The organism is Paenirhodobacter sp. (assembly GCF_047600745.1).
Classification (GTDB): Bacteria; Pseudomonadota; Alphaproteobacteria; order Rhodobacterales; family Rhodobacteraceae; genus Rhodobacter.
This window is the reverse complement of sequence record NZ_JASGKI010000004.1, coordinates 397315-420543: the sequence shown is the minus strand read 5'-3', so window position 1 is coordinate 420543 and position 23229 is coordinate 397315. Positions and strand designations below refer to the sequence as shown.

Annotated in this window: 23 protein-coding genes and 2 pseudogenes; 16 read left to right on the top strand and 9 right to left on the bottom strand. The window is 64.9% G+C overall.

What is annotated here, in order from left to right; all coding sequences use genetic code 11:
• The gene (locus QM789_RS10710; RefSeq protein ID WP_420351895.1) at positions 1-681 is read left to right on the top strand and encodes an adenylate kinase; all 681 of its coding nucleotides are present in this window, start codon (positions 1-3) and stop codon (positions 679-681) included.
• Positions 682-858: 177 nt separating this feature from the next.
• On the top strand, positions 859-2646 hold the full coding sequence (locus QM789_RS10705; protein WP_420351894.1) for an MFS transporter: 1788 nt from the start codon (positions 859-861) through the stop codon (positions 2644-2646).
• Between the two features lie 55 nt (positions 2647-2701).
• Here the strand turns inward: QM789_RS10705 and arsC are convergent, their stop codons facing one another.
• Genes arsC through QM789_RS10690 form a run of 3 tightly spaced genes read right to left on the bottom strand, consistent with a single transcriptional unit; the run spans position 2702 to position 4424 of the window.
• Complete coding sequence (arsC, locus tag QM789_RS10700) at positions 2702-3040, bottom strand: arsenate reductase (glutaredoxin) (RefSeq protein WP_420351893.1); 339 nt, start codon at positions 3038-3040, stop codon at positions 2702-2704.
• Positions 3031-4089 carry a quinone-dependent dihydroorotate dehydrogenase gene (locus QM789_RS10695; RefSeq protein WP_420351892.1) on the bottom strand — a complete coding sequence of 353 codons (1059 nt, stop codon included), beginning with the start codon at positions 4087-4089 and terminating at the stop codon, positions 3031-3033. Before QM789_RS10695 ends, arsC begins: the two co-directional genes overlap by 10 nt.
• Positions 4086-4424 (bottom strand): DUF952 domain-containing protein, encoded by a 339-nt coding sequence (locus tag QM789_RS10690; RefSeq protein ID WP_420353289.1) that lies wholly within the window; start codon positions 4422-4424, stop codon positions 4086-4088. The genes QM789_RS10695 and QM789_RS10690 overlap by 4 nt, the downstream gene beginning before the upstream one ends.
• Before the next feature lie 97 nt (positions 4425-4521).
• Here QM789_RS10690 and QM789_RS10685 point away from each other — a divergent pair.
• Positions 4522-6097: pseudogene (locus tag QM789_RS10685) on the top strand (bifunctional metallophosphatase/5'-nucleotidase).
• The gene (locus QM789_RS10680; protein ID WP_420351891.1) at positions 6094-7293 is read left to right on the top strand and encodes a glycerate kinase type-2 family protein; all 1200 of its coding nucleotides are present in this window, start codon (positions 6094-6096) and stop codon (positions 7291-7293) included. Before QM789_RS10685 ends, QM789_RS10680 begins: the two are co-directional and overlap by 4 nt.
• On the opposite strand, the gene QM789_RS10675 is transcribed toward QM789_RS10680, so the two are convergent.
• From QM789_RS10675 to puuE, 3 genes are read right to left on the bottom strand one after another with little or no spacing between them, the layout of a single operon-like run.
• Entirely contained in the window at positions 7271-7768 is a 498-nt protein-coding gene (locus tag QM789_RS10675; RefSeq protein ID WP_420351890.1) for an ureidoglycolate lyase, read from the bottom strand. The two genes, QM789_RS10680 and QM789_RS10675, sit on opposite strands and share 23 nt — an antisense overlap.
• Positions 7765-8595, bottom strand: coding sequence for a bifunctional allantoicase/(S)-ureidoglycine aminohydrolase (locus QM789_RS10670; protein WP_420351889.1), 831 nt, complete (start codon positions 8593-8595; stop codon positions 7765-7767). Before QM789_RS10670 ends, QM789_RS10675 begins: the two co-directional genes overlap by 4 nt.
• Positions 8592-9995 carry an allantoinase PuuE gene (gene puuE / locus QM789_RS10665; RefSeq protein WP_420351888.1) on the bottom strand — a complete coding sequence of 468 codons (1404 nt, stop codon included), beginning with the start codon at positions 9993-9995 and terminating at the stop codon, positions 8592-8594. The genes QM789_RS10670 and puuE overlap by 4 nt, the downstream gene beginning before the upstream one ends.
• 191 nt (positions 9996-10186) lie before the next feature.
• Here puuE and uraH point away from each other — a divergent pair, with 191 nt between their 5' ends.
• From uraH to QM789_RS10630, 7 genes are all read left to right on the top strand, one after another.
• Positions 10187-10543: a hydroxyisourate hydrolase gene (gene uraH, locus QM789_RS10660; protein WP_420351887.1), complete on the top strand. Its 357-nt coding sequence runs from the start codon at positions 10187-10189 to the stop codon at positions 10541-10543.
• A 137-nt stretch (positions 10544-10680) separates the two neighbouring features.
• On the top strand, positions 10681-11904 hold the full coding sequence (locus QM789_RS10655; protein WP_420353288.1) for a urate hydroxylase PuuD: 1224 nt from the start codon (positions 10681-10683) through the stop codon (positions 11902-11904).
• A 178-nt stretch (positions 11905-12082) separates the two neighbouring features.
• Entirely contained in the window at positions 12083-12712 is a 630-nt protein-coding gene (locus tag QM789_RS10650) for an ATP-dependent Clp protease proteolytic subunit (protein ID WP_420351886.1), read from the top strand.
• Between the two features lie 105 nt (positions 12713-12817).
• Positions 12818-14083 carry an ATP-dependent Clp protease ATP-binding subunit ClpX gene (clpX, locus tag QM789_RS10645; protein WP_420351885.1) on the top strand — a complete coding sequence of 422 codons (1266 nt, stop codon included), beginning with the start codon at positions 12818-12820 and terminating at the stop codon, positions 14081-14083.
• A gap of 99 nt (positions 14084-14182) precedes the next feature.
• Positions 14183-14557 (top strand): NADH:ubiquinone oxidoreductase subunit NDUFA12, encoded by a 375-nt coding sequence (locus tag QM789_RS10640; RefSeq protein WP_420351884.1) that lies wholly within the window; start codon positions 14183-14185, stop codon positions 14555-14557.
• 42 nt (positions 14558-14599) lie between these two features.
• Positions 14600-15076 (top strand): outer membrane lipid asymmetry maintenance protein MlaD, encoded by a 477-nt coding sequence (locus tag QM789_RS10635; RefSeq protein WP_420351883.1) that lies wholly within the window; start codon positions 14600-14602, stop codon positions 15074-15076.
• On the top strand, positions 15073-15435 hold the full coding sequence (locus QM789_RS10630; RefSeq protein WP_420351882.1) for a DUF2155 domain-containing protein: 363 nt from the start codon (positions 15073-15075) through the stop codon (positions 15433-15435). The genes QM789_RS10635 and QM789_RS10630 overlap by 4 nt, the downstream gene beginning before the upstream one ends.
• Here QM789_RS10630 and aat read toward each other — a convergent pair.
• Positions 15399-16037, bottom strand: coding sequence for a leucyl/phenylalanyl-tRNA--protein transferase (aat, locus tag QM789_RS10625; protein ID WP_420351881.1), 639 nt, complete (start codon positions 16035-16037; stop codon positions 15399-15401). The genes QM789_RS10630 and aat overlap by 37 nt on opposite strands.
• A gap of 405 nt (positions 16038-16442) precedes the next feature.
• Between aat and QM789_RS10620 the strand changes: the two genes are divergently transcribed.
• The 4 genes and pseudogenes from QM789_RS10620 (at position 16443) to QM789_RS10605 (ending at position 20988) form a co-directional block, all read left to right on the top strand.
• Positions 16443-17546 carry an ABC transporter ATP-binding protein gene (locus QM789_RS10620; RefSeq protein WP_420351880.1) on the top strand — a complete coding sequence of 368 codons (1104 nt, stop codon included), beginning with the start codon at positions 16443-16445 and terminating at the stop codon, positions 17544-17546.
• 99 nt (positions 17547-17645) lie between these two features.
• Positions 17646-18728: an ABC transporter substrate-binding protein gene (locus tag QM789_RS10615; RefSeq protein ID WP_420351011.1), complete on the top strand. Its 1083-nt coding sequence runs from the start codon at positions 17646-17648 to the stop codon at positions 18726-18728.
• 62 nt (positions 18729-18790) lie between these two features.
• Positions 18791-20029: an ABC transporter permease gene (locus tag QM789_RS10610; RefSeq protein WP_420351012.1), complete on the top strand. Its 1239-nt coding sequence runs from the start codon at positions 18791-18793 to the stop codon at positions 20027-20029.
• Between the two features lie 10 nt (positions 20030-20039).
• Positions 20040-20988, top strand: a pseudogene (locus QM789_RS10605) (ABC transporter permease).
• Between the two features lie 180 nt (positions 20989-21168).
• Here QM789_RS10605 and QM789_RS10600 read toward each other — a convergent pair.
• Together QM789_RS10600 and QM789_RS10595 are read right to left on the bottom strand one after the other, a co-directional pair.
• Positions 21169-22011, bottom strand: a complete 843-nt coding sequence (locus QM789_RS10600) for an NAD(P)H-hydrate dehydratase (RefSeq protein WP_420351879.1) — start codon at positions 22009-22011, stop codon at positions 21169-21171.
• On the bottom strand, positions 22008-22673 hold the full coding sequence (locus tag QM789_RS10595) for an NAD(P)H-hydrate epimerase (protein ID WP_420351878.1): 666 nt from the start codon (positions 22671-22673) through the stop codon (positions 22008-22010). Before QM789_RS10595 ends, QM789_RS10600 begins: the two co-directional genes overlap by 4 nt.
• Before the next feature lie 174 nt (positions 22674-22847).
• Between QM789_RS10595 and QM789_RS10590 the strand changes: the two genes are divergently transcribed.
• On the top strand, positions 22848-23186 hold the full coding sequence (locus QM789_RS10590) for a P-II family nitrogen regulator (RefSeq protein ID WP_420351877.1): 339 nt from the start codon (positions 22848-22850) through the stop codon (positions 23184-23186).
• The last annotated feature ends 43 nt before the right edge of the window (positions 23187-23229 follow it).

Below are 23229 nucleotides of genomic sequence, written 5' to 3'. Positions count from 1 at the left end.
ATGGATGCCGTCGAAACCAGACCGGCCGTCCTGATCCTGCTCGGGCCTCCGGGCGCGGGCAAGGGCACGCAGGCGCGGATGCTGGAGGAGGAATTCGGCCTCGTGCAGCTTTCGACCGGCGACCTGCTGCGCGCGGCGGTGGCGATGGGCACGCCCGCGGGCCTCGCGGCCAAGGCGGTGATGGAGGCAGGCGGCCTTGTCAGCGACGAGATCGTCCTTGCGATCCTGAAGGACCGGATGGCGGAACCCGATGTGACCAAGGGGGTGATCCTCGACGGTTTCCCGCGCACGGCGGGGCAGGCGGCGGCGCTCGACGGGCTGCTGGCGGAAAGCGGCCAGCGGGTCGATGCGGCGGTCAGCCTTGAGGTGGACGACGAGGCGATGATCGCCCGCGTCGCCGGGCGCTACACCTGCGCCGATTGCGGCGAGGGCTATCATGACGATTTCAAACAGCCCGTCCATGCGGGGGTTTGCGACAAATGCGGCGGCACGGCGTTCAAGCGCCGCGCCGACGACACTGCCGAAACGGCGCGTGCGAGGTTGGAGGCCTATCACGCCCAGACGGCGCCGCTGATCGACCATTACGACCATCTGGGCGTTCTGGCGCGGGTCGATGCGATGGGTTCCATCGCCGATGTGCGCGCCGCCCTTGGTGGGATCGTGGCCGCGATCACGGTCTGAGAAGGCCGCCGCGCATCGCCGATGCGCGGCCGGAAGGGGAGGCTGAACGCCCCAGGGCATCAGCAAACAGGCGTCCACCGCTGTCCGAGCGGTGCACCGGAGGGGTGGTCCCGTTCCGGCAGGGGTGGACACATGTCACAGGGAGGCCGGCAGCACCGGCCGTCAGGAGGAGAGCCGATGGCATCATACAACACCAATGTGGCGGCCGAACGGTCCCGCCCGATGACCAAGGAGGAGAAGAAGGTCATCCTTGCTTCCTCCGCGGGCACGATCTTTGAATGGTATGACTTCTACCTTTACGGGTCGCTTGCCGCGATCATCGGCGCGCAGTTCTTTACCGCCTTCCCCGAAGCCACGCGCAACGTCTTCGCGCTGCTGGCCTTTGCGGCGGGCTTCATCGTGCGGCCGTTCGGCGCGCTGGTGTTCGGCTCGCTGGGCGACCTCGTGGGGCGGAAATACACCTTCCTCGCCACCATCCTGATCATGGGCTTCTCGACCTTCATCGTGGGCCTGCTGCCGGGCTATGCGAGCTGGGGCGTCGCGGCGCCGATCATCCTGATCATCCTGCGCATGCTTCAGGGTCTCGCGCTCGGTGGGGAATACGGCGGCGCAGCCGTTTATGTGGCGGAACACGCGCCGCAGAACCGTCGCGGCTACTTCACCGCCTTCATCCAGACCACGGCGACCCTCGGCCTGCTGCTGTCGCTGATCGTCATCCTGCTGGTGCAGGGCTATGTCAACGGCGCCTATCCGCCGGTGGCCGTGCTCGACCTCGCGGGCAACCCGGTCCTGAACCCCGATGGCACGACCAAGATGATCCAGGCTTTCGACGCCTGGGGCTGGCGGATCCCGTTCCTCGGCTCGGTCTTCCTGCTCGGCATCTCGCTCTATATCCGTCTGCAAATGGAAGAGAGCCCGGCGTTCAAGAAGATGAAGCAGGAAGGCGCGCAATCGAAGGCGCCGCTGCGCGAAGCCTTCGGCACCTGGAAGAACGGCAAGATCGCCCTGATCGCGCTGCTCGGCCTTACTGCGGGTCAGGCTGTGGTCTGGTACTCGGGTCAGTTCTACGCGCTGTTCTTCATCCAGAACGTCATCAAGGTGGACAGCTTCACCGCGAACGTACTGGTGGCCTGGTCGCTGATCCTCGGTTCGGGCGGGTTCCTGTTCTTCGGCTCGCTGTCGGACCGGATCGGGCGCAAGCCGATCATCCTCGGCGGCTGTCTGATCGCGGCGCTCACCTACTTCCCGGTGTTCAAGGCGCTGACCCATACGGCGAACCCGGCGCTCTATGCCGCGCAGCAGACCCAGGTCATCGTGACGGCGGACCCGAACGACTGCTCGTTCCAGTTCAACCCGACCGGCACGGCGAAGTTCACCTCGTCTTGCGACATCGCCAAGGCGTCGCTGTCGAAGCTGTCGGTCAACTCGATCACCGAAGAAGGCCCGGCGGGCCAACCCGCGACCGTGACGATCGAAGGCAAGGTGATCCCGTCCTATGACGCGAGCGCCCTGTCCGGCGACGATCTGGCGGCGGCGAAGAAGACCTTCGACACCGAAGTCAACGCGGCGCTGGCGGCGGCTGGCTATCCGATGTCGGGTGAGGCCAACTCCACCGTGGCCAAGGCCAACCACTTCTTCGACATCTTCACGGTGCAGAAGCTGACGGCGATCATCATCATGACCTATCTGATCCTGCTGGTGACGATGGTCTATGGCCCGATCGCGGCGATGCTGGTCGAACTGTTCCCGACCCGGATCCGCTACTCCGGCCTGTCGCTGCCCTATCACATCGGCAACGGCTGGTTCGGGGGTCTGCTGCCCGCGACCGCCTTCGCGATCTCGGCACAGTCGGGCAATATCTACGCCGGCCTGTGGTATGCGATCGTGATCGCCGTGATGACCGTGATCATCGGCGCGATCTTCGTGCCCGGCGACACCCACAAGAAGGACATCTTCGCCGAATAGGCGAAGAAGTCCCAGGAAAAGGCTTGCGGCCACCCCTTGGGGTGGCCGCTCCGCTTTACAACAGGTCGAGAACCGCTTCCGGTGGCCGTCCGATCCGGGCACGCTCGCCCACGATCACCACCGGCCGTTCGATCACCCGCGGCGTGGCGGTCAGCGCATCCAGAATGGCATCCTCCGAAGCCCCCCGCTCCGGCGCGCTCTCTTCCTTCCACCGCACCAGCGCCGAGGCCGGAAGCCCCAGCTTCGCCAGCACCTCCACCAATTCCGCCCGCGTCGGCGGATCCTCCAGATAGAGCCGCACCATCGGCTCCACCCCGCGTTCGCGCAGCAGGGCCAGCGTCTCGCGCGATTTCGTGCAGCGCGGATTGTGCCAGATCGTCACCGTCACAGCCATTTCTCCCGCCCGGTGCCCACCGCTTCGGAGACCGAGGCGAACCCGTCCCGCGCCAGCAGCGCATCCAGCCCGCGCGCGATCTTCGGGATCAGCCCGAGCCCCTCGAACACCATCGCGGTATAGACCTGCACCGCCGTCGCACCGGCGCGGATCTTTTCATAGGCCTGTTCCGCAGAGCCGATGCCGCCAACACCGATCAGCGGGATCTGCCCCTGCGTCAGGTGCGACAGCCGCGCCAGAACCCGGGTCGAGCGCTCGAACAGCGGCGCGCCGGACAGCCCGCCCGCCTCATTGCCGAAACGGCTGCGCAGCCCGTCGCGCGACAGCGTGGTATTGGTGGCGATCACCGCGTCGATGCCGGACCCGCGCGCGACTTCGGCAATATCCTCCAGTTCGGCGGGCGTCAGATCAGGCGCGATCTTCAGGAACACCGGCACCCGGCGCGGCAGCCCGTCGCGGGTCTCGATCACGCCCTTCAACAGCGCGGCCAGCGCATCGCGGCCCTGAAGGTCGCGCAGCCGCTCGGTGTTGGGCGAGCTGACATTGACCGTGGCGAAATCCACGAACGGCCCGGCCTCGCGCAGCACCAATGCGAAATCGGCGGCGCGGTCGGCGCTGTCCTTGTTCGCGCCGAGGTTCAGCCCCACCGGCACCCCTTCGGGCCGTCGCGCCAGCCGCGCGGCCAGTGTGCCGACCCCTTCGTTGTTGAAGCCGAACCGGTTGATCGCGGCGCGATCCTCGGTCAGGCGCCACAGCCGGGGTTTCGGATTGCCGGGCTGCGGCCGGGGCGTCGCCGCGCCGACCTCGATGAACCCGAACCCGGCACGCATCAGCGGCGCGACCACCTCGGCATTCTTGTCGAACCCCGCCGCGAGCCCCACCGGATTGGGCAGCTTCAGCCCCGCCAGATCCACCGCCAGCCGCGACCCGCTCACCGGCCCCGGCATCGGCATCAGCCCCGTCTTCAGCGCGCGGATCGACAGGCCATGCGCCACTTCCGGATCCATCCGCAGCAGCACGGAAAGACCAAGGGTTTCGATCAGGCTCATAACAGGACCTCCGGAAAGATGTGGCCGGAAATGCCCATCGGCAACGAGGTGTCCCAGACCACCTCATCAAGCCGCAGCACCCGGTAAAGATGCGGGAACAGCGCGCCCCCGCGCGAGGGCTCCCATTTCAGCGCGGGGCCCAGCCCCTCGGCATTGACCGCGACCAGAACCAGATCGCTTTCCGTCGCGAAATGCTTCGCCGCGGTCTCGGTCACCTGCGCGGCGGTCGAGAAATGGATGAACCCATCCGCAAGGTCGATCGGCGCACCAAGGGTTTCCCCCGCGTCGCGGAAGGCATTCCATTCGGGCCGGCGGAATATCTTGTAGATCAGCATGGGCATGGAATGCCCTTTGTCCGGGCGCGGGTCAATCGCCTTTGACAGCGGCTGCGGCTGCGGTCAGGCTATGGCCGTGTCCATCACGGAGAATCCGATGACCCGTCTGCTGCTCACCGCCGCCACGCTCGCCCTGATGACCGGGACGGCGCAGGCCGATTACACGCTGCATATCCTGCACACCAACGACCTGCACAGCCGGATCGAGCCGATCAACGGGTTTGACGCCACCTGTGATGTGCAGGACGAGGCCGATGGCAAATGCTTCGGCGGCGTCGCCCGGATCGCGGCGAAGGTGGCGCAGTTGCGTGCGGAACTGGCCGGGCAGAACGTGTTGCTGATGGATGCGGGCGATCAGTTTCAGGGCTCGCTGTTCTATACCACCTACAAGGGCTCCGACACGGCCGAGTTCATGAACCAGATCGGCTATGACGTGATGGCGGTCGGCAACCACGAATTCGACGACGGGCCGAGGGCGCTGGCCTCGTTCGAGGGGAAGGTGAATTTCCCGCTGGTGTCGGGCAATCTCGACCTGAGCCAGTCGAAAGGGTTGAAGGGGCGGATCGGCGGGCCGTTGGTGCTTGCGGTGGGGGATCAGAAGATCGGTGTGGTCTCCGCGCTGGCGACGGATACGCCCGAAACCTCCTCGCCGGGGCGGGAGGTGATTTTCATCGACGATATCGAAAGCCTGAAGGCGCAGGTGGCGGAGCTTGAGTTGCAGGGCGTGACCAAGATCATCGCGCTGACCCATGTCGGCTTCCAACGCGATCAGGAGATTGCGCAGGCCGTGCCGGGGATTGACGCGATCATCGGCGGGCATTCGCATACGCTGTTTTCCAATGAAATCGAAGGGGCAGCGAAATATCCTACGACGGTGAATTAGATTTCCCATCGTAAGCGCATACGCTTATTCAAAATATCTGGGTCATCTTGAGCTGACCTTCGATGATGATGGCAAGCTGAAGGCAGCGGGTGGGGAGCCCATTCTGCTCGATGCCTCGGTGGTGCCGGATCCGCAGGTGGCGGCGCGGGTGGCGGAACTGGCAAAGCCGATTTAGGCCGTGCGCGAAAAGGTGGTGGCGGAGGCCGCCGCGCCGATCGACGCCGCGCGCGAGAAATGCCGGGTGGCGGAATGCGAAATGGGCAATCTGGTCGCCGATGCGATGCTTGACCGGGCGAAGGGCCAGGGCGTGACGATCGCGCTGGAAAACGGCGGCGGGTTGCGGGCCTCGATCGACGCCGGGCCGGTGACGATGGGCGAAGTGCTGACCGTGCTGCCGTTCCAGAACACGCTTTCGACCTTTCAGGCCAAGGGGGCAACGGTGGTGAAGGCGCTGGAAAACGGGTTGAGTCAGGTTGACCAAGGCGCCGGGCGGTTCCCGCAGGTGGCCGGGCTGCGCTTCGTGTGGAACCCGGCAAAACCGGCGGGCGCGCGGGTGGTGTCGGTCGAGGTACATGAGGGAGACGCATGGGCACCGATTGACCCCGAAAAGCTTTATGGCGTGGTGACGAACAACTATGTCCGCACCGGCGGCGATGGTTACAAGATACTGGATGCCGAGGGGATCAACGCCTATGATTTCGGCCCGGACCTTGCTGATGTTCTGGCGGATTATCTTGCGAAAACCCAGCGTTACAGGCCTTACCTCGATGGCCGTATCAAGAGCGAATGATGGAACCCGAAACCCTTTTGCATCATCTGTTCGATGTGGCCGTCGCGGCGGCGGATCCGATGGCGGTGGTGCCCGCCGCGCTGCCGCCCCGGCCCGACGGGCGGGTCGTGGTGGTGGGCGCGGGCAAGGCCTCGGCCCGGATGGCGGAGGCGGTCGAAAGTGTCTGGGGCCCGTGCGAGGGGCTTGTGATCACACGCTACGGCTATGCGCGGCCCTGTCGCGGGATCGAGATCGTCGAGGCGGGGCATCCGGTTCCTGACCTTGCCGGGGTGGCGGCCACAGAACGGATGCTCGACCTGTTGGCCGGGTTGGGCGAAGGGGATTTCGTGCTGGCGCTGATTTCGGGCGGCGGTTCGGCGCTGCTGTGTGCGCCGGCGGAGGGGCTGACGCTGGCGGATAAGCAGGCGGTGAATGCGGCACTGCTGGCCTCCGGCGCACCGATCGGGCAGATGAATGCGATCCGCAAACATCTGAGCCGGGTGAAGGGCGGGCAACTGGCGGCGGCGGCCTATCCGGCGCGGATGCTGGCGCTGGTGATTTCGGATGTGCCGGGGGATGACCTGGCGTTCATCGCCTCCGGCCCGACGGTGGGGGATGCGACGCCGGTTGCCGCCGCGCGGGCGGTGGCGGGGCGCTATGGCGTGGCGATGCCGGAGGTGCCTTCGGGTGTGATCACACCGGGGGATGAACGGTTGTCACGCTGTGAAACGCGGATCATCGCGGCGCCGTCGCGGTCTTTGCAAGCGGCTGCGGAGGCGGCGGGCCTGCCGGTGACGATTCTGGGCGATGCGCTGGAGGGGGAAGCCGCCGATCTGGGTGCGGAACAGGCGCGGATGGCGCTGGCCGCGGGCGGGCCGCGGCTGTTCCTGTCGGGCGGGGAATGCACTGTGACGCTGCGCGATGCCACCGGAACCGGCGGGCCGAATGCGGAATTCGTTCTGTCCGCGCTGGCCACGTTGCAGGGCGCGCCGGGGATTTACGTTCTGGCCTGCGATACCGATGGCGTCGATGGCGCGGCGGAGGTGGCGGGCGCACTGATCGGGCCGGAAACCTGGGCGCGGACCAGCGCGGTGGAGGTTGCCGAGGCGCTGGAAAACCACGATGCGCATGGGATCTTCGCGCGGATCGGGGCGCAGGTGATCACTGGCCCGACCCTGACGAATGTCAATGATTTCAGGGCTGTTCTGGTGCTTTGACGACCGTGACCGGGGTGGCCAGCACCACCTCTTCGAGGTTCGGCGTCGCCCCGATCCGGTCGAACACCACGAACAGGCCGGGCTCTGCCAGCGGGGTCAGGACGCCATGCCAGGTGCCACGATGAAAGCTGATCGCCTGATCCCCGCGCGTCACCAAGGCCAGCGGCGTGCCGGGGCGGCCGCCTTCGTCCGGCGCGACGATCACCAGAAACGGATCCGCCGTCATCGGCACGAAGGTCTGCGACCCCTCGGGATGGCGCTCCAGCAGATCGAAGGTATAGGGCAGCGCGCGGGGGATCGCCTTGAACACCGACACGCCCGCCCGGCCTTCGGGGCCGAAATCCAGCCGGGCGCGGTCGTGGTAGCGTCCGCACATGCCCGCATTGATGATCCGGTCCGGCGCGCCATCGGCGGACAGCACATCGCCAAACGCAGAAAACGCTTCTTTGGTAAGGGGTTGCGCTGTGATCTTCACCTTCCCAGAACCCCGCGCAGCTTCGCGTGCCGGTTCACGTCCTTATACAGCAGATAGCGGAACCGTTCGGTGCCGCCGGCGTAACAGGCCTGCGGGCAAAAGGCGCGCAACCACATGAAATCGCCGGGGCCGACCTCGACCCAATCCTGATTCAACTTGTAGACCGCCTTGCCCTGCAACACATAGAGCCCGTGTTCGTGGACATGGGTTTCCTCAAAGGGAATCACCGCGCCGGGTTCCAGTGTGACGATGTTCACATGCATGTCGTGGCGCAGGTCGAGCGGCTGCACGAAACGGGTGGTGGCCCATTTCATGTTCGTGCCCGGCATCCCCGCGGGCGAGAAGTGCTGTTCGTTGGTCACGAAAGCCTCGGGCACCTCGACGCCGGGAACACGGTCGTAGATCTTGCGGATCCAGTGGAATTTCGCCGCGCGCGGACGGGCGGCACGCAGCGACCATTTCACCCCCGGCGGGATATAGGCATAGCCGCCCTGCGCCATTTCATGCGGCCCGTCGGGCAGTGTCAGCGTCAGCCGCCCGTCGGTGACGAAGATCACGCCCTCCGCCTCGGGATCGGGTTCGCCGACATCGGTGCCGCCGCCGGGCATCACCTCCATCACATATTGCGAGAAGGTCTCCGAAAACCCGGACAGCGGCCGCGCGATGATCCACAGCCGGGTGTCGTCCCAGCCCGGCAGGTAGGAGGTGACGATATCGGTCATCACCCCGCGCGGTATCACCGCATAGGCATCGGTGAAAACCGCGCGTTGGGTGTGAAGCTCCATCTGGCCGGGAAGGCCGTCGCGGGGCGTGGCGTAGGTGGTCATCTGAACTGATCCTGTAGGCGGTGCCATGCGATCCGTTCGACCTGACGGCAGGCTTCGGCGAATTCGGTCGCGCGGTCCTGTCCGATGCGTCGGCGGAAGGCATCAAGAATGGTCGCCTTCGTATTGTCTTTCACGGCGATGATGAAGGGAAAACCGAACTTCGCGACATATTCCGCGTTGAGCGTTTCAAACGTCGCGCGTTCGGCATCGGTCAGCACGTCGAGCCCTGCCGACGCCTGTTCGGCGGTGCTTTCGGTGGTGAGGCGTTTCGCCTGCGCGAGTTTGCCCGCAAGGTCCGGGTGCGCGGTCAGCACGCCCAGCCGTTCGGATTCCGTCGCCGTGCGGAAGATCCGCGCCAGAACCGAGGCCACACCTTCGGCACAGTCATGCGCCGGGCCGAGTTCCAGATCCCAGGCGCGTTCCGGGATCCAGGGGCTGTGTTCGTAGATCGCGCCGAAGCGTTCGACAAAGCGCGCCTGTGTCATCTGCGAGGGGCGTTCGATCCGGCGGTGCGGGTGATGCGCGGCCCAATGCGCCGCGATTTCGCCGCGCGTGGCGAACCAGACGCCGCCCTTCGCCCGCGCGTAATCGAGGAAACGCTTCAGCCCCGCCATCTTGCCCGGCCGCCCGATCAGCCGGTTGTGCAGCCCGATCGAGAACATCCGCCCGCCTTCGTCATGCAGCGTGTCGAGGCTGTCCTTCAGATACTGGAAGAACATCTCGCCTTCGATATAGCCGGGCGAGGTGGCAAAGCGCATGTCGTTCGCTTCGAGCGTGTAGGGGATCACAAGCTGATCACGGTCGCCAAGTTCGATCCAATAGGGCAGGTCGTCGTCGTAAGTATCGGAAATCCAGTCGAAAGCCCCGGTCTCCGCCGTCAGCCGCACGGTGTTGGCGGAACACCGCCCGGTATACCAGCCCTTTGGCGGTTCGCCCGTCACCTCGGTATGCAGGCGGATCGCCTCGGCGATCTGGGCGCGCTCCTCGTCCTCGGGCATGTCCTTGTGTTCAACCCATTTCAGCCCGTGCGAGGCGATTTCCCAGCCCGCCGCCTTCATCCCCGCCACCTGTTCCGGGTTGCGGGCGAGCGCGGTGGCGACGCCATAGATCGTGGCCGGGACGTTCATCCCGGTGAGCAGCCGGTACAGCCGCCAGAACCCGGCGCGGGCGCCGTATTCGTAGATTGATTCCATGTTCCAGTGCCGCTGCCCCGGCCACATCCCCGCGCCGTTGATGTCGGACAGGAAAGCCTCGGACGCAGCATCGCCGTGCAGGATGTTGTTTTCGCCGCCTTCTTCGTAGTTCAGAACGAGCGAGACCGCGACCCTTGCGCCGCCGGGCCAGGCGGCTTCGGGGGGATTGGGGCCATAGCCGCGCATGTCGCGGGGATAACGGATCATGTCTGCCTCCGGGAGTTTGCGCGATCAAAGGACGAATGGCCGGGCAGCGCAAGGGGGTGCTTGCCGGTTTCCCCGCCGCGGGCCATAGTTGGCCAAAGCCCCGCCCCGGGCGGACAAGACAGGAGCCCGCGCGCCACAGGCGGGTAAAACAGGAGCCCGCGCGCCACAGGCGGGCAAGACAGGAGACAGCGATGAGCGGCTATCTGACGACCCATGTCCTTGACACTGCGCGGGGGGTGCCTGCGCAGGGGATCCGGATCGTTCTGTTCCGGATCGGCGACGCGGGGCCGGAGATGATCGCGCAGGCGGTGACGAACCACGACGGGCGCACCGACACGCCGATCCTGCCGGTGGGGGCGTTCGAGACGGGGAGTTATGAGCTGGTCTTCCACGCCGGGGATTACCTGCGCGCGACGGGTCAGGCGGGGGCGGAGCCGCTGTTTCTGGATACCGTGCCGCTGCGGTTCGGGATTTCGGATCCGGCGGCGCATTACCATGTGCCGCTACTGCTTTCGCCCTTCGGCTATTCGACCTATCGCGGAAGCTGATCCCGCAACTGCCTGAATTTCCGGCGCGGGCGCCTGTTTGCGAGGCGCCCGGTCGAGGAGGCGTGCCACAGGGCGCGCCGGGCCTTGTGCAGGTGGGGGCGCGGGCCGATCATCGCGGAAAAGAACACGGGGACATGATGTTAGATTACACGTTCTTTCTGGAATGGGCGCAGTTCGGCATGCGCTGGCTGCACGTCGTCACCGCCATCGCCTGGATCGGTTCGTCGTTTTATTTCATCGCGCTGGATCTCGGGCTGCGGCCGGAGAAGGACGCTCCGGCGGGGGTGAACGGCGCGGCCTGGCAGGTGCATGGCGGCGGTTTTTACCATATCCAGAAATATATGGTCGCCCCGGCGCGGATGCCCGATGACCTGACCTGGTTCAAATGGGAAAGCTACATGACCTGGGTGTCGGGCTTTGTCATGCTGGTGTTGCTCTACTGGACGCAGGCGCAGTTCTACCTGATCGACCCGACGGTGCTGGAACTGCCGGTCTGGGGGGCGATCCTGATCTCGGCCGGGTCGCTGACGATCGGCTGGATCCTTTATGATGCGATCTGCAAGTCGAAACTCGGGGACAACAATACCACGCTGATGGTGCTGCTGTATGTCATCCTCGTGGTCATGGCCTGGGGCTATACGCAGGTGTTTTCGGGGCGCGCGGCGCTTTTGCATCTGGGCGCGTTCACCGCCACCGTGATGTCGGCCAACGTGTTCTTCATCATCATTCCGAACCAGAAGATCGTGGTGGCCGATCTGAAGGCCGGGCGCACGCCGGATCCGAAATATGGCAAGATCGCGAAGCAGCGCTCGACCCATAACAACTACCTGACGCTGCCGGTTCTGTTCATGATGCTGTCGAACCACTATCCGCTGGCTTTTGCGAGCGAATACAACTGGATCATCGCCTCGCTGGTGTTCCTGATGGGGGTGACGATCCGGCATTTCTTCAACACCCATCACGCGCACAAGGGCATGCCCTGGTGGACCTGGGGGGTGACGGCGGTGCTGTTCGCGCTGTGCGTCTGGCTGTCGTCCTTCCATCCGGTGGAGGAGGAGGAGCAGGCCGCCCTGACGCCCGCGGAGCAGCGCTTTGCCGATCTGGAGAGCTTCCCCGAGATAGCCGATATCGTCATGTCGCGCTGTGCGATGTGCCATGCGAAGGAACCGGCGATGGATGGAATCACCCGCGCGCCGAAGGATGTCCATCTGGAAACGCCCGAGGAGGTCGCCCGCGCGGCGCATCAAATTTATGTGCAGGCCGGGCTGACCCATGCGATGCCACCGGCGAATCTGAGCTATATGGAGGGGCCGGAGCGCGCGGCGATCCGGGCCTGGTATCGGCAGGCGGTCGGGGGTTAGGGCCATTGGCGCATGCCAGAGCGGGCGGGCCTGGCCCGCCCTTTTCCGTTCCGGAGGCCCGCTTTTGTTCTCCGGTTTCGACCGGCTGCCCTTGCAGGGCCCGGTGCGCGCCACTAAGAACTCTCGTAAAGATCCGTATCTATGGATTGCAGGCAGGACTGCTAGGGAAGGCTGAGGAATGAAAGATCCGATCGACCTTTACATGAACACGCTGGTGCCGATGGTGGTCGAACAGACCTCGCGCGGCGAGCGTGCTTATGACATCTATTCGCGACTGCTGAAGGAGCGGATCATTTTCCTCGCGGGGCCCGTGCATGACGGGATGGCGACGCTGATCTGTGCGCAGCTGCTGTTCCTTGAGGCGGAGAACCCGTCGAAGGAAATCTCGATGTATATCAACAGCCCCGGCGGCGTGGTGACGGCGGGCCTGTCGATCTACGACACGATGCAGTATATCAAGCCGAAGGTCTCGACGCTGGTGATCGGGCAGGCGGCTTCGATGGGGTCTCTGCTGCTGACGGCGGGGGAAAAGGGCATGCGCTTCAGCCTGCCGAATTCGCGGGTCATGGTGCACCAGCCCTCGGGCGGGTATCAGGGGCAGGCGACGGACATCCTGATCCACGCGCGGGAAACCGAGAACCTGAAGAAGCGGCTGAACGAGATCTACGTCAAGCATACCGGCAACGATTACGGAACCGTCGTTTCCGCGCTGGAACGCGACAATTTCATGTCGGCCGAAGCCGCGAAGGACTGGGGCCTGATCGACGAGATCCTGCAAAGCCGGGGCAAGGCCGAGCCGGAGAAGTGATCCGCGACGCGCATATTTGACGTTGTGATGACGCAGGGGCTGCCCTAAAGTTTGGGGGCAGCCTTTCACGGGCCCCGTTTTCCGGGGCAGGAGCAGAGGAAGACGATGGCGAACAATCCCGGCCCGGACAGCAAGAACACGCTCTATTGCTCGTTCTGCGGCAAGAGCCAGCACGAGGTGCGCAAGCTGATCGCGGGGCCGACCGTGTTCATCTGCGACGAATGCGTCGAATTGTGCATGGACATCATCCGCGAAGAGACGAAGAGCACTGGCCTGAAATCCACGGATGGCGTGCCCACGCCGCGCGACATCTGCAAGGTGCTGGACGATTATGTAATCGGCCAGATGCACGCCAAGCGCGTTCTGGCGGTGGCGGTGCATAACCACTACAAGCGGCTCAATCATTCGTCGAAGACGGATATCGAGCTTGCGAAGTCGAACATCCTGCTGATCGGCCCGACCGGCACCGGCAAGACGCTGCTGGCGCAGACGCTGGCGCGGATTCTGGATGTGCCGTTCACGATGGCCGATGCAACCACGCTGACCGAAGCGGGCTATGTCGGCGAGGATGTCGAGAACATCATCCTGAAGCTGTTGCAGGCGTCGGAATACAATGTCGAACGTGCGCAGCGTGGCATTGTCTACATCGACGAGGTGGACAAGATCACGCGCAAGTCCGACAATCCCTCGATCACCCGCGACGTGTCGGGCGAGGGGGTGCAGCAGGCGCTTCTGAAGATCATGGAAGGTACCGTGGCGAGCGTGCCGCCGCAGGGCGGGCGTAAGCATCCGCAGCAGGAATTCCTTCAGGTCGACACGACGAACATCCTGTTCATCTGCGGCGGCGCCTTCGCCGGGCTGGACCGGATCATCGCGCAGCGCGGCAAGGGCACGTCGATCGGCTTCGGCGCGGCGGTGCAGGGGCCGGACGAGCGCACGGCGGGTGAGCTGTTCAAGGAGCTTGAGCCTGAGGATCTGCTGAAATTCGGCCTGATCCCGGAATTCGTCGGCCGTCTGCCGGTGATCGCGACGCTGGAGGATCTGGACGAGGCGGCGCTGGTGACCATCCTGACCGAGCCGAAGAACGCCCTGGTCAAGCAGTATCAGCGGCTGTTCGACATCGAGGGTGTGAAGCTGACCTTCACGCCGGATGCGCTGTCGGCGATCTCGAAGCGGGCGATCAAGCGCAAGACCGGCGCTCGGGGGCTGCGTTCGATCATGGAGGGCATCCTGCTCGACACCATGTTCGAATTGCCCGGCATGGATGGCGTGCAGGAAGTCGTGGTGAACGAGGACGCGGTGAATGCCGGGAGCGCGCCGTTGCTGATCTATGCGGAAAACACCAAGAAAGAACCGAAGAGCGTCGGCTGACGCTTTTGGGGGCGGGCGAAAGCCCGCCCTTTGCTTTTGCGGCTCTGGACCTTGCCGCGCAACCGGCTATAAGGAAGCGGAAGCCCCGCGGAGGATGCCATGAAATTTCTGCTTCGCATATTTACCTGGTGGAACGGTACACAGTCGACGGGTGTGCGCCTGATGACGGCCAAGGGCACCAAGGTGGGCGAGGACGCGGAAGGCAACACCTATTACCAGACCGCCGACGGCAAGCGCCGCTGGGTCATCTACAATGGCGAGATCGACGCAAGCCGCATCCCGCCGGAATGGCATGGCTGGATCCATTTCACCTGGGACGAGCCGCCGACCAAGGCGCCGCTGAAGCACAAGGACTGGGAACTGCCGCATCTGGACAACCGGACCGGCACGCCTGCGGCCTATGTGCCGCCCGGCTCGCTGCGCCGCGCCGATCCGGTGGCGCGCAGCGATTATGATGCCTGGCAGCCGGAATGAGGCTGGTCCCTTGGGGCCAGTCCCCAAGGAACGGGGAAGAACATGAGCGAAAATCGCGTTGAAATCCTGACCGGGGCCGTCGTGCTTGCGGTTGCTGTTGGTTTTCTGGCATGGGCCGGGAAGGGGCATGGGCTGGCGCCATCGCTTGGCACCTATCCGCTGCATGCCTCGTTCCGCTCAGTCGAGGGGGTCGATATCGGCACCGATGTGCGGATGGCCGGGGTGAAGATCGGCACGGTCACCAATATCCGGCTGGATGAGAAAACCTTCTTTGCCGATACGGTGGTGGCGATCCGCAACGGCATCGAACTGCCCGACGATTCGCAGATGATCGTGACGACCGAGGGGCTGATGGGCGGCACCTTCATCGAGATCCTGCCCGGCGGCAGCGCGACGAACCTCGCCGCGGGGGATGAGGTGACGGATACGCAGGGCGCCGTGTCCATGCTGAACCTGATGATGAAATTCGCGGGTGGCGGCGACAATAAGGACGCGCCTGCCGATGGGGCGTCTCAGTGAAATTGCTCTGCGCGCTCGCGCTGATCGCGGCGCCGGTCTGCGCGCAGGAGGCGGCGGAGAATCTGTCGCAGGCGCCGGGTGCCGAATTGCGCGGGCTCGACAAGATCGCCGGGGCCTCGACTGATATTCCCTTGTCGGTCGGCCAGACGGCTGAGTTCGGCCAGCTTACGGTGACCTTGCGCGAGTGCCGCTATCCGGCGGATGACCCGTCGTCGAATGCCTATGCCTATCTGGTGATTCAGGAGAAGGCGACGGCGAAGACGGAATTCGAGGGTTGGATGATCGCCGACAGCCCGGCGCTGTCCAGCCTGGACCATCCGCGCTATGACATCTGGGTCGTGCGCTGCAAGATCAACTGAGGATCCGGCAGCGCGGGGGCGGTGAAATCCGCCCGCAGCCGCAGCGCCGCATCCAGCCGCTGGCGATACTCCGCGCGGGGGATTTCGATCCCGCCGAGGCTTTTCAGATGCGACGTCAGATATTGCGTATCGAACAGCGCGAAGCCGCCCTGTCGCAGCCGGTCCACCGTATAGGCCAGCGCGACCTTCGAGGCATCCGTTTCGCGCGAGAACATGCTTTCGCCGAAAAACGCACCGCCCAGCGTCACCCCGAACACCCCGCCCACCAACTGCGGACCGCTCCAGACCTCCAGCGCATGGGCGTGTCCCTGCGCATGCAGGGCGTCATATAGCGCGAAGAGCGGCGCGTTGATCCAGGTCTCGTCGCGCGCGGCACAGCCTTCGACAACCTGCCGGAAGGCGGTGTTCACAGAGATCCGGAACACCCCGCGCCGGATCACCCGGGCGAGCGAGCGCGAGACATGAAAACCGTCGAGCGGGAGGATCCCACGCAGGCGCGGCTCGAACCAATGGAGTTCCGGATCGTCGCGGCTTTGCGCCATCGGGAAGATCCCCTGCGCATAGCCGGACAGCAGCATCTTGGGCGTCAGAATCGCGCTCATCCCGTTTCCCGGATCCGCCGACGACTCTCGGCACCGCGCAACGATGGACCAAAGCGGCGCGAAGGGCAAATGCCCAGTGCGGCCTATCTGATTGTTTCCGCAACGTGTTCCGGCGGGGGCGCAACACGAATCATCCGGGCGACCGATTCTGTGTCGCGGCGCAGCAGGACGGTGTTCGACGCGCGCAGGGTGGTTTCTCCGATGCCGATGAATTGACCAGCCCCGGCGGGCACTCTGGTCGTTCCTGATCATCCTGAGGTCGCAACGCAGCGGTTTCGCGTCAGATCGCGGGGTCGACACATGTCGTTGCGGCCGGTGCCGAAAAGGCGGTTGAATTCCTTCGGAACGGACGCTTAACTTGCCTCACGGGAAAACGAACGAGACAAAAAACAGGGGAGCCCGAATTTGGCGATTGCTGCAAACGACGATGGTTTTGTCGTGTTCGAGCATGTTCAGAAGAGCTATGATGGGGTTTCTCTGGTCGTTAAGGATCTGAACCTGTCGATTGGCAAGGGTGAGTTTCTGACGATGCTGGGGCCTTCGGGGTCTGGGAAGACGACCTGTCTGATGATGCTTGCGGGGTTCGAGACCGCGACGCGTGGGGAGATCCGGCTGAACGGTGTCGACATCAACCATGTGCCTCCGCACAAGCGCGGCATCGGCATGGTGTTTCAGAACTACGCGCTGTTTCCGCATATGACGGTGGCGGAGAACCTGTCCTTTCCGCTGGAGGTGCGGGGGATGGGCAAGTCGGAGCGGGAGGCGAAGGTCACCCGGGCGCTCGACATGGTGCAGATGGGCAAGTTCGCCAGCCGCCGCCCGGCGCAGATGTCGGGCGGGCAGTGTCAGCGGATCGCGCTGGCGCGTGCGCTGGTGTTCGATCCGGAACTGGTGCTGATGGATGAACCGCTCGGCGCGCTCGACAAGCAGCTGCGCGAGCATATGCAGTTTGAAATCAAGGCCCTGCACGACCGTCTTGGGATCACGGTGGTCTATGTCACCCACGATCAGGGCGAGGCGCTCACGATGTCGGACCGGGTTGCGGTGTTCAACGACGGCCGGATCCAGCAGCTTGCGCCGCCCGATGAGCTTTATGAGCGCCCGAAGAACAGTTTCGTCGCGCAGTTCATCGGCGAGAACAACAAGCTGCCCGGCACCGTCGAGAGCCTGGAGGGCGGGAAATGCACCGTGCGGCTGCGGACCGGTGAGCTGATCGACGCCACGCCCGTCAACATCCGCCATACCGGGCAGGAGACGCTGGTCTCGATCCGGCCCGAGCGGGTCGAGTTCAAGCCCGAGATGATGCCCCCGGACGCCCATCAGATCGAGGCCGAGGTGATCGAGGTCGTCTATATGGGCGACATCTTCCGCGTCCGGATGAAGGTCGCGGGGATCGAGGATTTCGTGATGAAATGCCGCAATACGCTGGGCCAGACCCGGCTTGCGCCCGGCCAGAAGGTCATGATCGGCTGGCATCCCGAGGATGCCCGCGCGCTCGATCTGGCGTGACCATCCGAAAGGCTCCGGGCCGCGGGCCCGGGGCCACCTGCCGCGCAGGCGGCCACCAATGACGCAATGTCGTCTCATGCACCAACAGGGGAGTCAATCATGAACAAGCTGAAACTGCTGGCCACGACGGCGCTGATCGCCGCGGGGTTTGCGGGGGCGTCGCTGGCCGAGGGGATCACCGTGCTGTCCTGGGGCGGATCCTATGAGAAGAGCCAGGTCGAGGCCTATGCGAAGCCCTTCACCGCGGCGACCGGCGTCCCGGTGAAGACCGATTCCGCCGACAACCCCGCCGCGCCGATCAAGGCGCAGGTCGAGGCCGGAAACGTCACCTATGACGTGGTGGACGTGGAATATGCCGATGGCATCCGGCTGTGCGACGAAGGGCTGCTGGAAGAGATCGACCCGGCGATCCTGAAGCCCGCGCCCGATGGCACCCCGGCGGCGGAGGATTTCCTGCCCGGCGCGCTGACCGATTGTTTCGTCGCGACCATCGTGTTCTCGACCGCCTATGCCTATGACGAGACGAAATTCCCCGATGCCAAGCCCACGACCATTCAGGATTTCTTCGACACGGCGAAATTCCCCGGCAAGCGCGGCATGCGCAAGGGCGCGAAGGTCAATCTGGAAATGGCGCTGATGGCGGACGGCGTTCCGCCCGAGAAGGTCTATGAGACGCTGGGCACGCCCGAAGGCGTCGATCAGGCCTTCAAAAAGCTCGACACGATCAAGAAGGACATGATCTGGTGGGAGGCGGGCGCCCAGCCGCCGCAGATGCTGGCCGATGGCGAGGTGGTGATGGCCACCGCCTACAACGGGCGCTTCTTCGCCGCCGCGGTGACGGAGAAGAAGCCGTTCAAGGTCGTCTTCGACGGGCAGGTCTATGAATTCGATGGCTATGTGATCCCGAAGGGGGCGCCGAACCTCGAACTGGCGAAGCAATACCTGGCCTTCGCGACCCAGACGCAGCAGCTCGCCGATCAGGCGAAATACATCGCCTATGGTCCGGCGCGGAAATCCTCGGCGCCGCTGGTCGGCCTGTTCGAGGATGGCGTGACCGAGATGGGGCCGCATATGCCCACCGCGCCGGAGAATCTGGTCAGGGCGCTGCCGTCCTCGGTCGAGTTCTGGGTCGATCACGACACCGAGCTGAACGAGCGTTTCAACTCCTGGCTCGCCAACTGAGCCCATCCCGCGGTCCGGCGCGCACCGCCGGGCCGCGGGGTTTCCGACACGGGGAAGACCGAATGACCGACCTCACCACAGACGACGGCAAGCCGCTCAAGGCCGCGCTGGCGGCTTCGATGGCCGTGCGCCGGCGCCGGGCGCTGTTGCTGGTGCTGCCGCTGTTCCTGTTCATCGCGGTGACCTTCATCGTGCCGATCGGGCAGATGCTGATGCAATCGTTCCACAACGACGGCTTTTCCAGCGCGGCGCCCGCGCTTGGCGAATGGTTCGACGCGCATCCGCAGGGCAGCGAGATCGACGAGAGCGCCTATGCCGCGCTGGCCTCCGACCTCGCCCGGATGAAGGCGGAGAAGACCGCGGGCTCCGCCGGCACGCGGATCAACTACGACGCGCCCGGCACGCGGTCGCTGTTCACCTCCTCGGCGCGCAACGCGGACAAGCTGCAACCGCCCTATCGGGAGGCGATCCTCGCGCTGGATAAAAAGTGGGGCGACAGGAACCTGTGGCGCGCGATGCGCTCGGCCTCCCATGCCTATACGATCGACTTCTACCTTGCCGCGCTCGACATGACGCGCGACGAAAACGGCAAGATCATTCAGGTTTCCGGCGATCAGGCGGTCTACAAGACGCTGTTCTGGCGCACGATCGTGATGTCGGTGCAGATCACCGTGCTGTGCCTGCTGATCGGCTTTCCGATCGCCTATCTGCTGGCGACGGTGAGGCTGAAGCATGCGATGCTGCTGATGATCCTGGTTCTGCTGCCGTTCTGGACCTCGCTCCTGGTGCGCACGACGGCCTGGATGGTGCTGTTGCAGCAACAGGGCGTGGTCAACGACCTGCTGGTCTGGCTCGGCCTGATCGACAACGGCCAGCGGTTGCAGATGATGTACAACAAGACCGGCACGATCATCGCGATGACGCATATCCTGCTGCCCTTCACCATCCTGCCGCTCTATTCGGTGATGAAGACGATCCCGCCGAGCTATGTCCGCGCGGCGCGCTCGCTCGGCGCAACGTCATGGACGGCGTTCCGCCGGGTCTATCTGCCGCAGACGATGCCGGGCATCGGGGCGGGGGGGCTGTTGGTCTTCATCCTGGCGATGGGCTACTACATCACCCCCGCGCTGGTCGGCGGCGCCGACGGGCAGATGATTTCGAACATGATCGCCTTCCACATGCAGAAGTCGCTCAACTGGTCGCTCGCGGCGGCGCTGTCGGCGATCCTGCTGGTGATCGTGCTGGTCTTCTTCTGGATCTACGACCGCCTCGTCGGCATCGACAAGATGAAGCTGGGCTGAGGAGAAACCCATGGCGCTTCCCGTCTACGCATCCCCCCTCGAACGCGCCTGGCGCGTGACCTATCTGGTGATCTGCACGCTGATCTTCCTGTTCCTGATCGCGCCGATCATCATCGTCATCCCGCTCAGCTTCAACGCCGAGCCCTATTTCACCTTCTCCTCCGGCATGATGCGCGGCGATCCCGATGCCTACAGCCTGCGCTGGTATGACCGGCTGATCACCTTCGGCATGCAAAGCCCCGATGCCCCGCGCGACGGCGCCTTTTGGGCGGATTTCTGGAACAACGCGGCCTGGATGCGGGCGGCGAAGAATTCGGTCATCATCGGGATCTTCGCGACGCTGCTGGCCACCACGCTCGGCACCATCGCGGCGCTTGGCCTGACGCGGCCGGAAATGCCCTGTCGCAAGCAGATCATGGCGGTGCTGATCTCGCCGATGATCGTGCCGATCATCATTTCGGCGACGGGGATGTTCTTCTTCTACTCGGCGACGCAGGTGCCCTATCCGAGCACCGAGGGCGTGGGCTGGATGCGGCTCGCGGGCTCCTATCTGGGGATCATCATGGCGCATGCGGCGCTCGGCATTCCCTTCGTGATCATCACCGTGACGGCGACGCTTCTCGGGCTTCGATCAGTCGCTGGTGCGCGCGGCGGCGAGCCTCGGCGCCAATCCGCGGGTCGCCTTCTTCCGCGTGGTGATGCCGCTGATCCTGCCGGGCGTGGTGTCGGGGGCGCTGTTTGCCTTCGTCACCTCCTTCGACGAAGTGGTGGCCGTGCTGTTCATCGCCAGCCCCGATCAGCAGACCATCCCGCGGCAGATGTGGAACGGCATCCGCGAACAGATCAGCCCGGCGATCCTCTCGGTGGCGACGCTGCTCGTGGTGATCTCGATCCTGCTGCTGACCACCGTCGAGCTCCTGCGCCGCCGCTCCGAACGCCTGCGCGGCATCAGCAGCTGACACAGCCCCCGCGCCGCCTGTGGTGCGCCCTCGCGCAGCGCGATGAGGCGCGGGGGAGGGAATGACAGGTTGCGCCACCTGACGGTGGCGCCCGGTGGCGCCGCCTTCGGCGGCGCCAAAAGCGGCCAACGCCAAAAGCCGCGCAACAAAAAGCAGGCGCCGAAGGCGGCGCAATCCCCGCTACAGACCCAGATCCCGAAACACCCCGGGCAGCAGGTCGGGCAGATCCTCCGCGATCAGGCCCGGCCCAAAGGCCCGTGCCGCCGCCGCATGCAGCCAACAGGCGGCGCAGGCAGCCTCGAACGGCTCCGCCCCCCGCGCCAGCAACCCGACAATGATCCCGCTCAGAACATCACCAGAACCCGCCGTCGCAAGCCAGGGCGCCGCCTGCGCCCCCACCGCGCGGTGCAGCGCCGTTTCGCCCGTGGGCGCGGCGACTGCCGTTTCCGCCCCTTTCAGCAGCACCACGCATCCCGCCCGCTCCGCCGCCCGCCGCGCGGCCTCCAGCGGCGCCAGACCCTCCGCCGCCAGATCCGGAAACAGCCGCGCGAATTCGCCCATATGCGGTGTCAGCACCACCCGCCCGTGCAGCGCGCCCAGCAACTGCCCCGGCTCATCGGCATAGGCCGAGAGCGCATCGGCATCCAGCACCGTCGCCCGCTTCGCCCAAAGCGCAGCAGGAACCATCTCCCGCACACGCCCAAGGCCCAGCCCGGGCCCGAGCAGCAGCGCATTCAGCCGCTGGTCCTGCAACAGCCCCCGTAGAGAATAGGAATCGGGCAGCACCCGCAGCATCACCGCCGTCAGCTGCGCCGCATTCTCGGCCATCGACGATTGCGGCGCCAGCACCGTCACCAGCCCCGCGCCGACTCGCAGCGCCGCCCGTGCCGCCAGCCGTGCCGCGCCGGAATGCCCGGCCCCGCCCGAGAGCACCAGCGCATGGCCGTAACTGTATTTATGGGCACCCTCGCGCTTGGTCAGCAGCGCGCGGAGCGCGTCATCCGCTTCGATCAGGCGGGTCATGCGCTTTCTCCTCCGAGGCCGATATCAACCACGACCACTTTTACGCCCTGATTCCTCAGCATTTGGTGAACGGGCTTTTCAGCATGAAATGTCACGACCAGCTCGGGCTCGAACGGAGCTTTGGCGCGCAAGGCACCGGAATCGCTTTCATATCCTGTGGGAACATCAAGGCTTACGGTGTGCGGCGCGAGGTGGCCAAGATTGGCGAAATGATCGTTCGCGGTGTTCCAGGGCGCGAGCAGATCGGAGCAATCTGTCGTCTGGCCGATGCCCAAAAGGGCATCAATCACCACCAGCGGGCCATCGGCCACCGTCAGCCTGTCTTGCAGATTTTCCGCGCTCCAGCCGAGAATCGGCAAAGCGGCGCAGCGCTGCGCATTGGCTTGGGCATCGGGCGGCAGGCGGTCGGCTGTGCGTGTGGCACAGATCGCCACCCGCCAGCCCCGCGCCGCCAAAAGCCGCGCAACGACATAGCCATCGCCGCCATTGTTGCCCGGACCGCATAGGATCAGCGCATCGCGCGCCTCGGGCCACTCGGCCTGAATCGCCGCGGCGGCGCCTGCACCGGCCCGTTCCATCAACTCAAGCCCGGTGACCGATCCTTCCGCGATCGCGGCGGCTTCGATGGCGCGCATTTGGGCGCTGGTCAGAATTTCCGGCACGTTTTCCCCGCATCCTTTCATATTCAGCCGTAAAAATAGGCAAGTCGTTTAAAATATAGACGCTCCACCCGGATTCCCCCAGCCGCCCCGCATGCCGCCATCCTAGCCGATTGCGGGCCTGCGCGGAAAGTGTTCAGACGGTTTCGGCAAAACCTGACGGGGGGAGTCGGCGGAATGAAAAAGGTTGAGGCGATCATCAAGCCCTTCAAGCTCGATGAGGTGAAGGAAGCGCTACAGGAGGCCGGGATCCAGGGCCTCTCGGTGATCGAGGTCAAGGGATTTGGGCGGCAGAAGGGGCATACCGAGCTCTATCGTGGGGCCGAATATGTCGTGGACTTCCTGCCCAAGGTGAAGATCGAGATGATCCTGCCCGACGACATGGTTGAGGCCGCCGTCGAGGCGATCATCTCCGCCGCGCGGACCGAAAAGATCGGCGACGGCAAGATTTTCGTGTCTCCCGTGGAACAGGCGATCCGCATCCGCACCGGTGAAACCGGCGACGACGCGGTGTGAACGAATTCCGGGCTGCGGCCCGGAGACCCATGCTCAAGGAAAG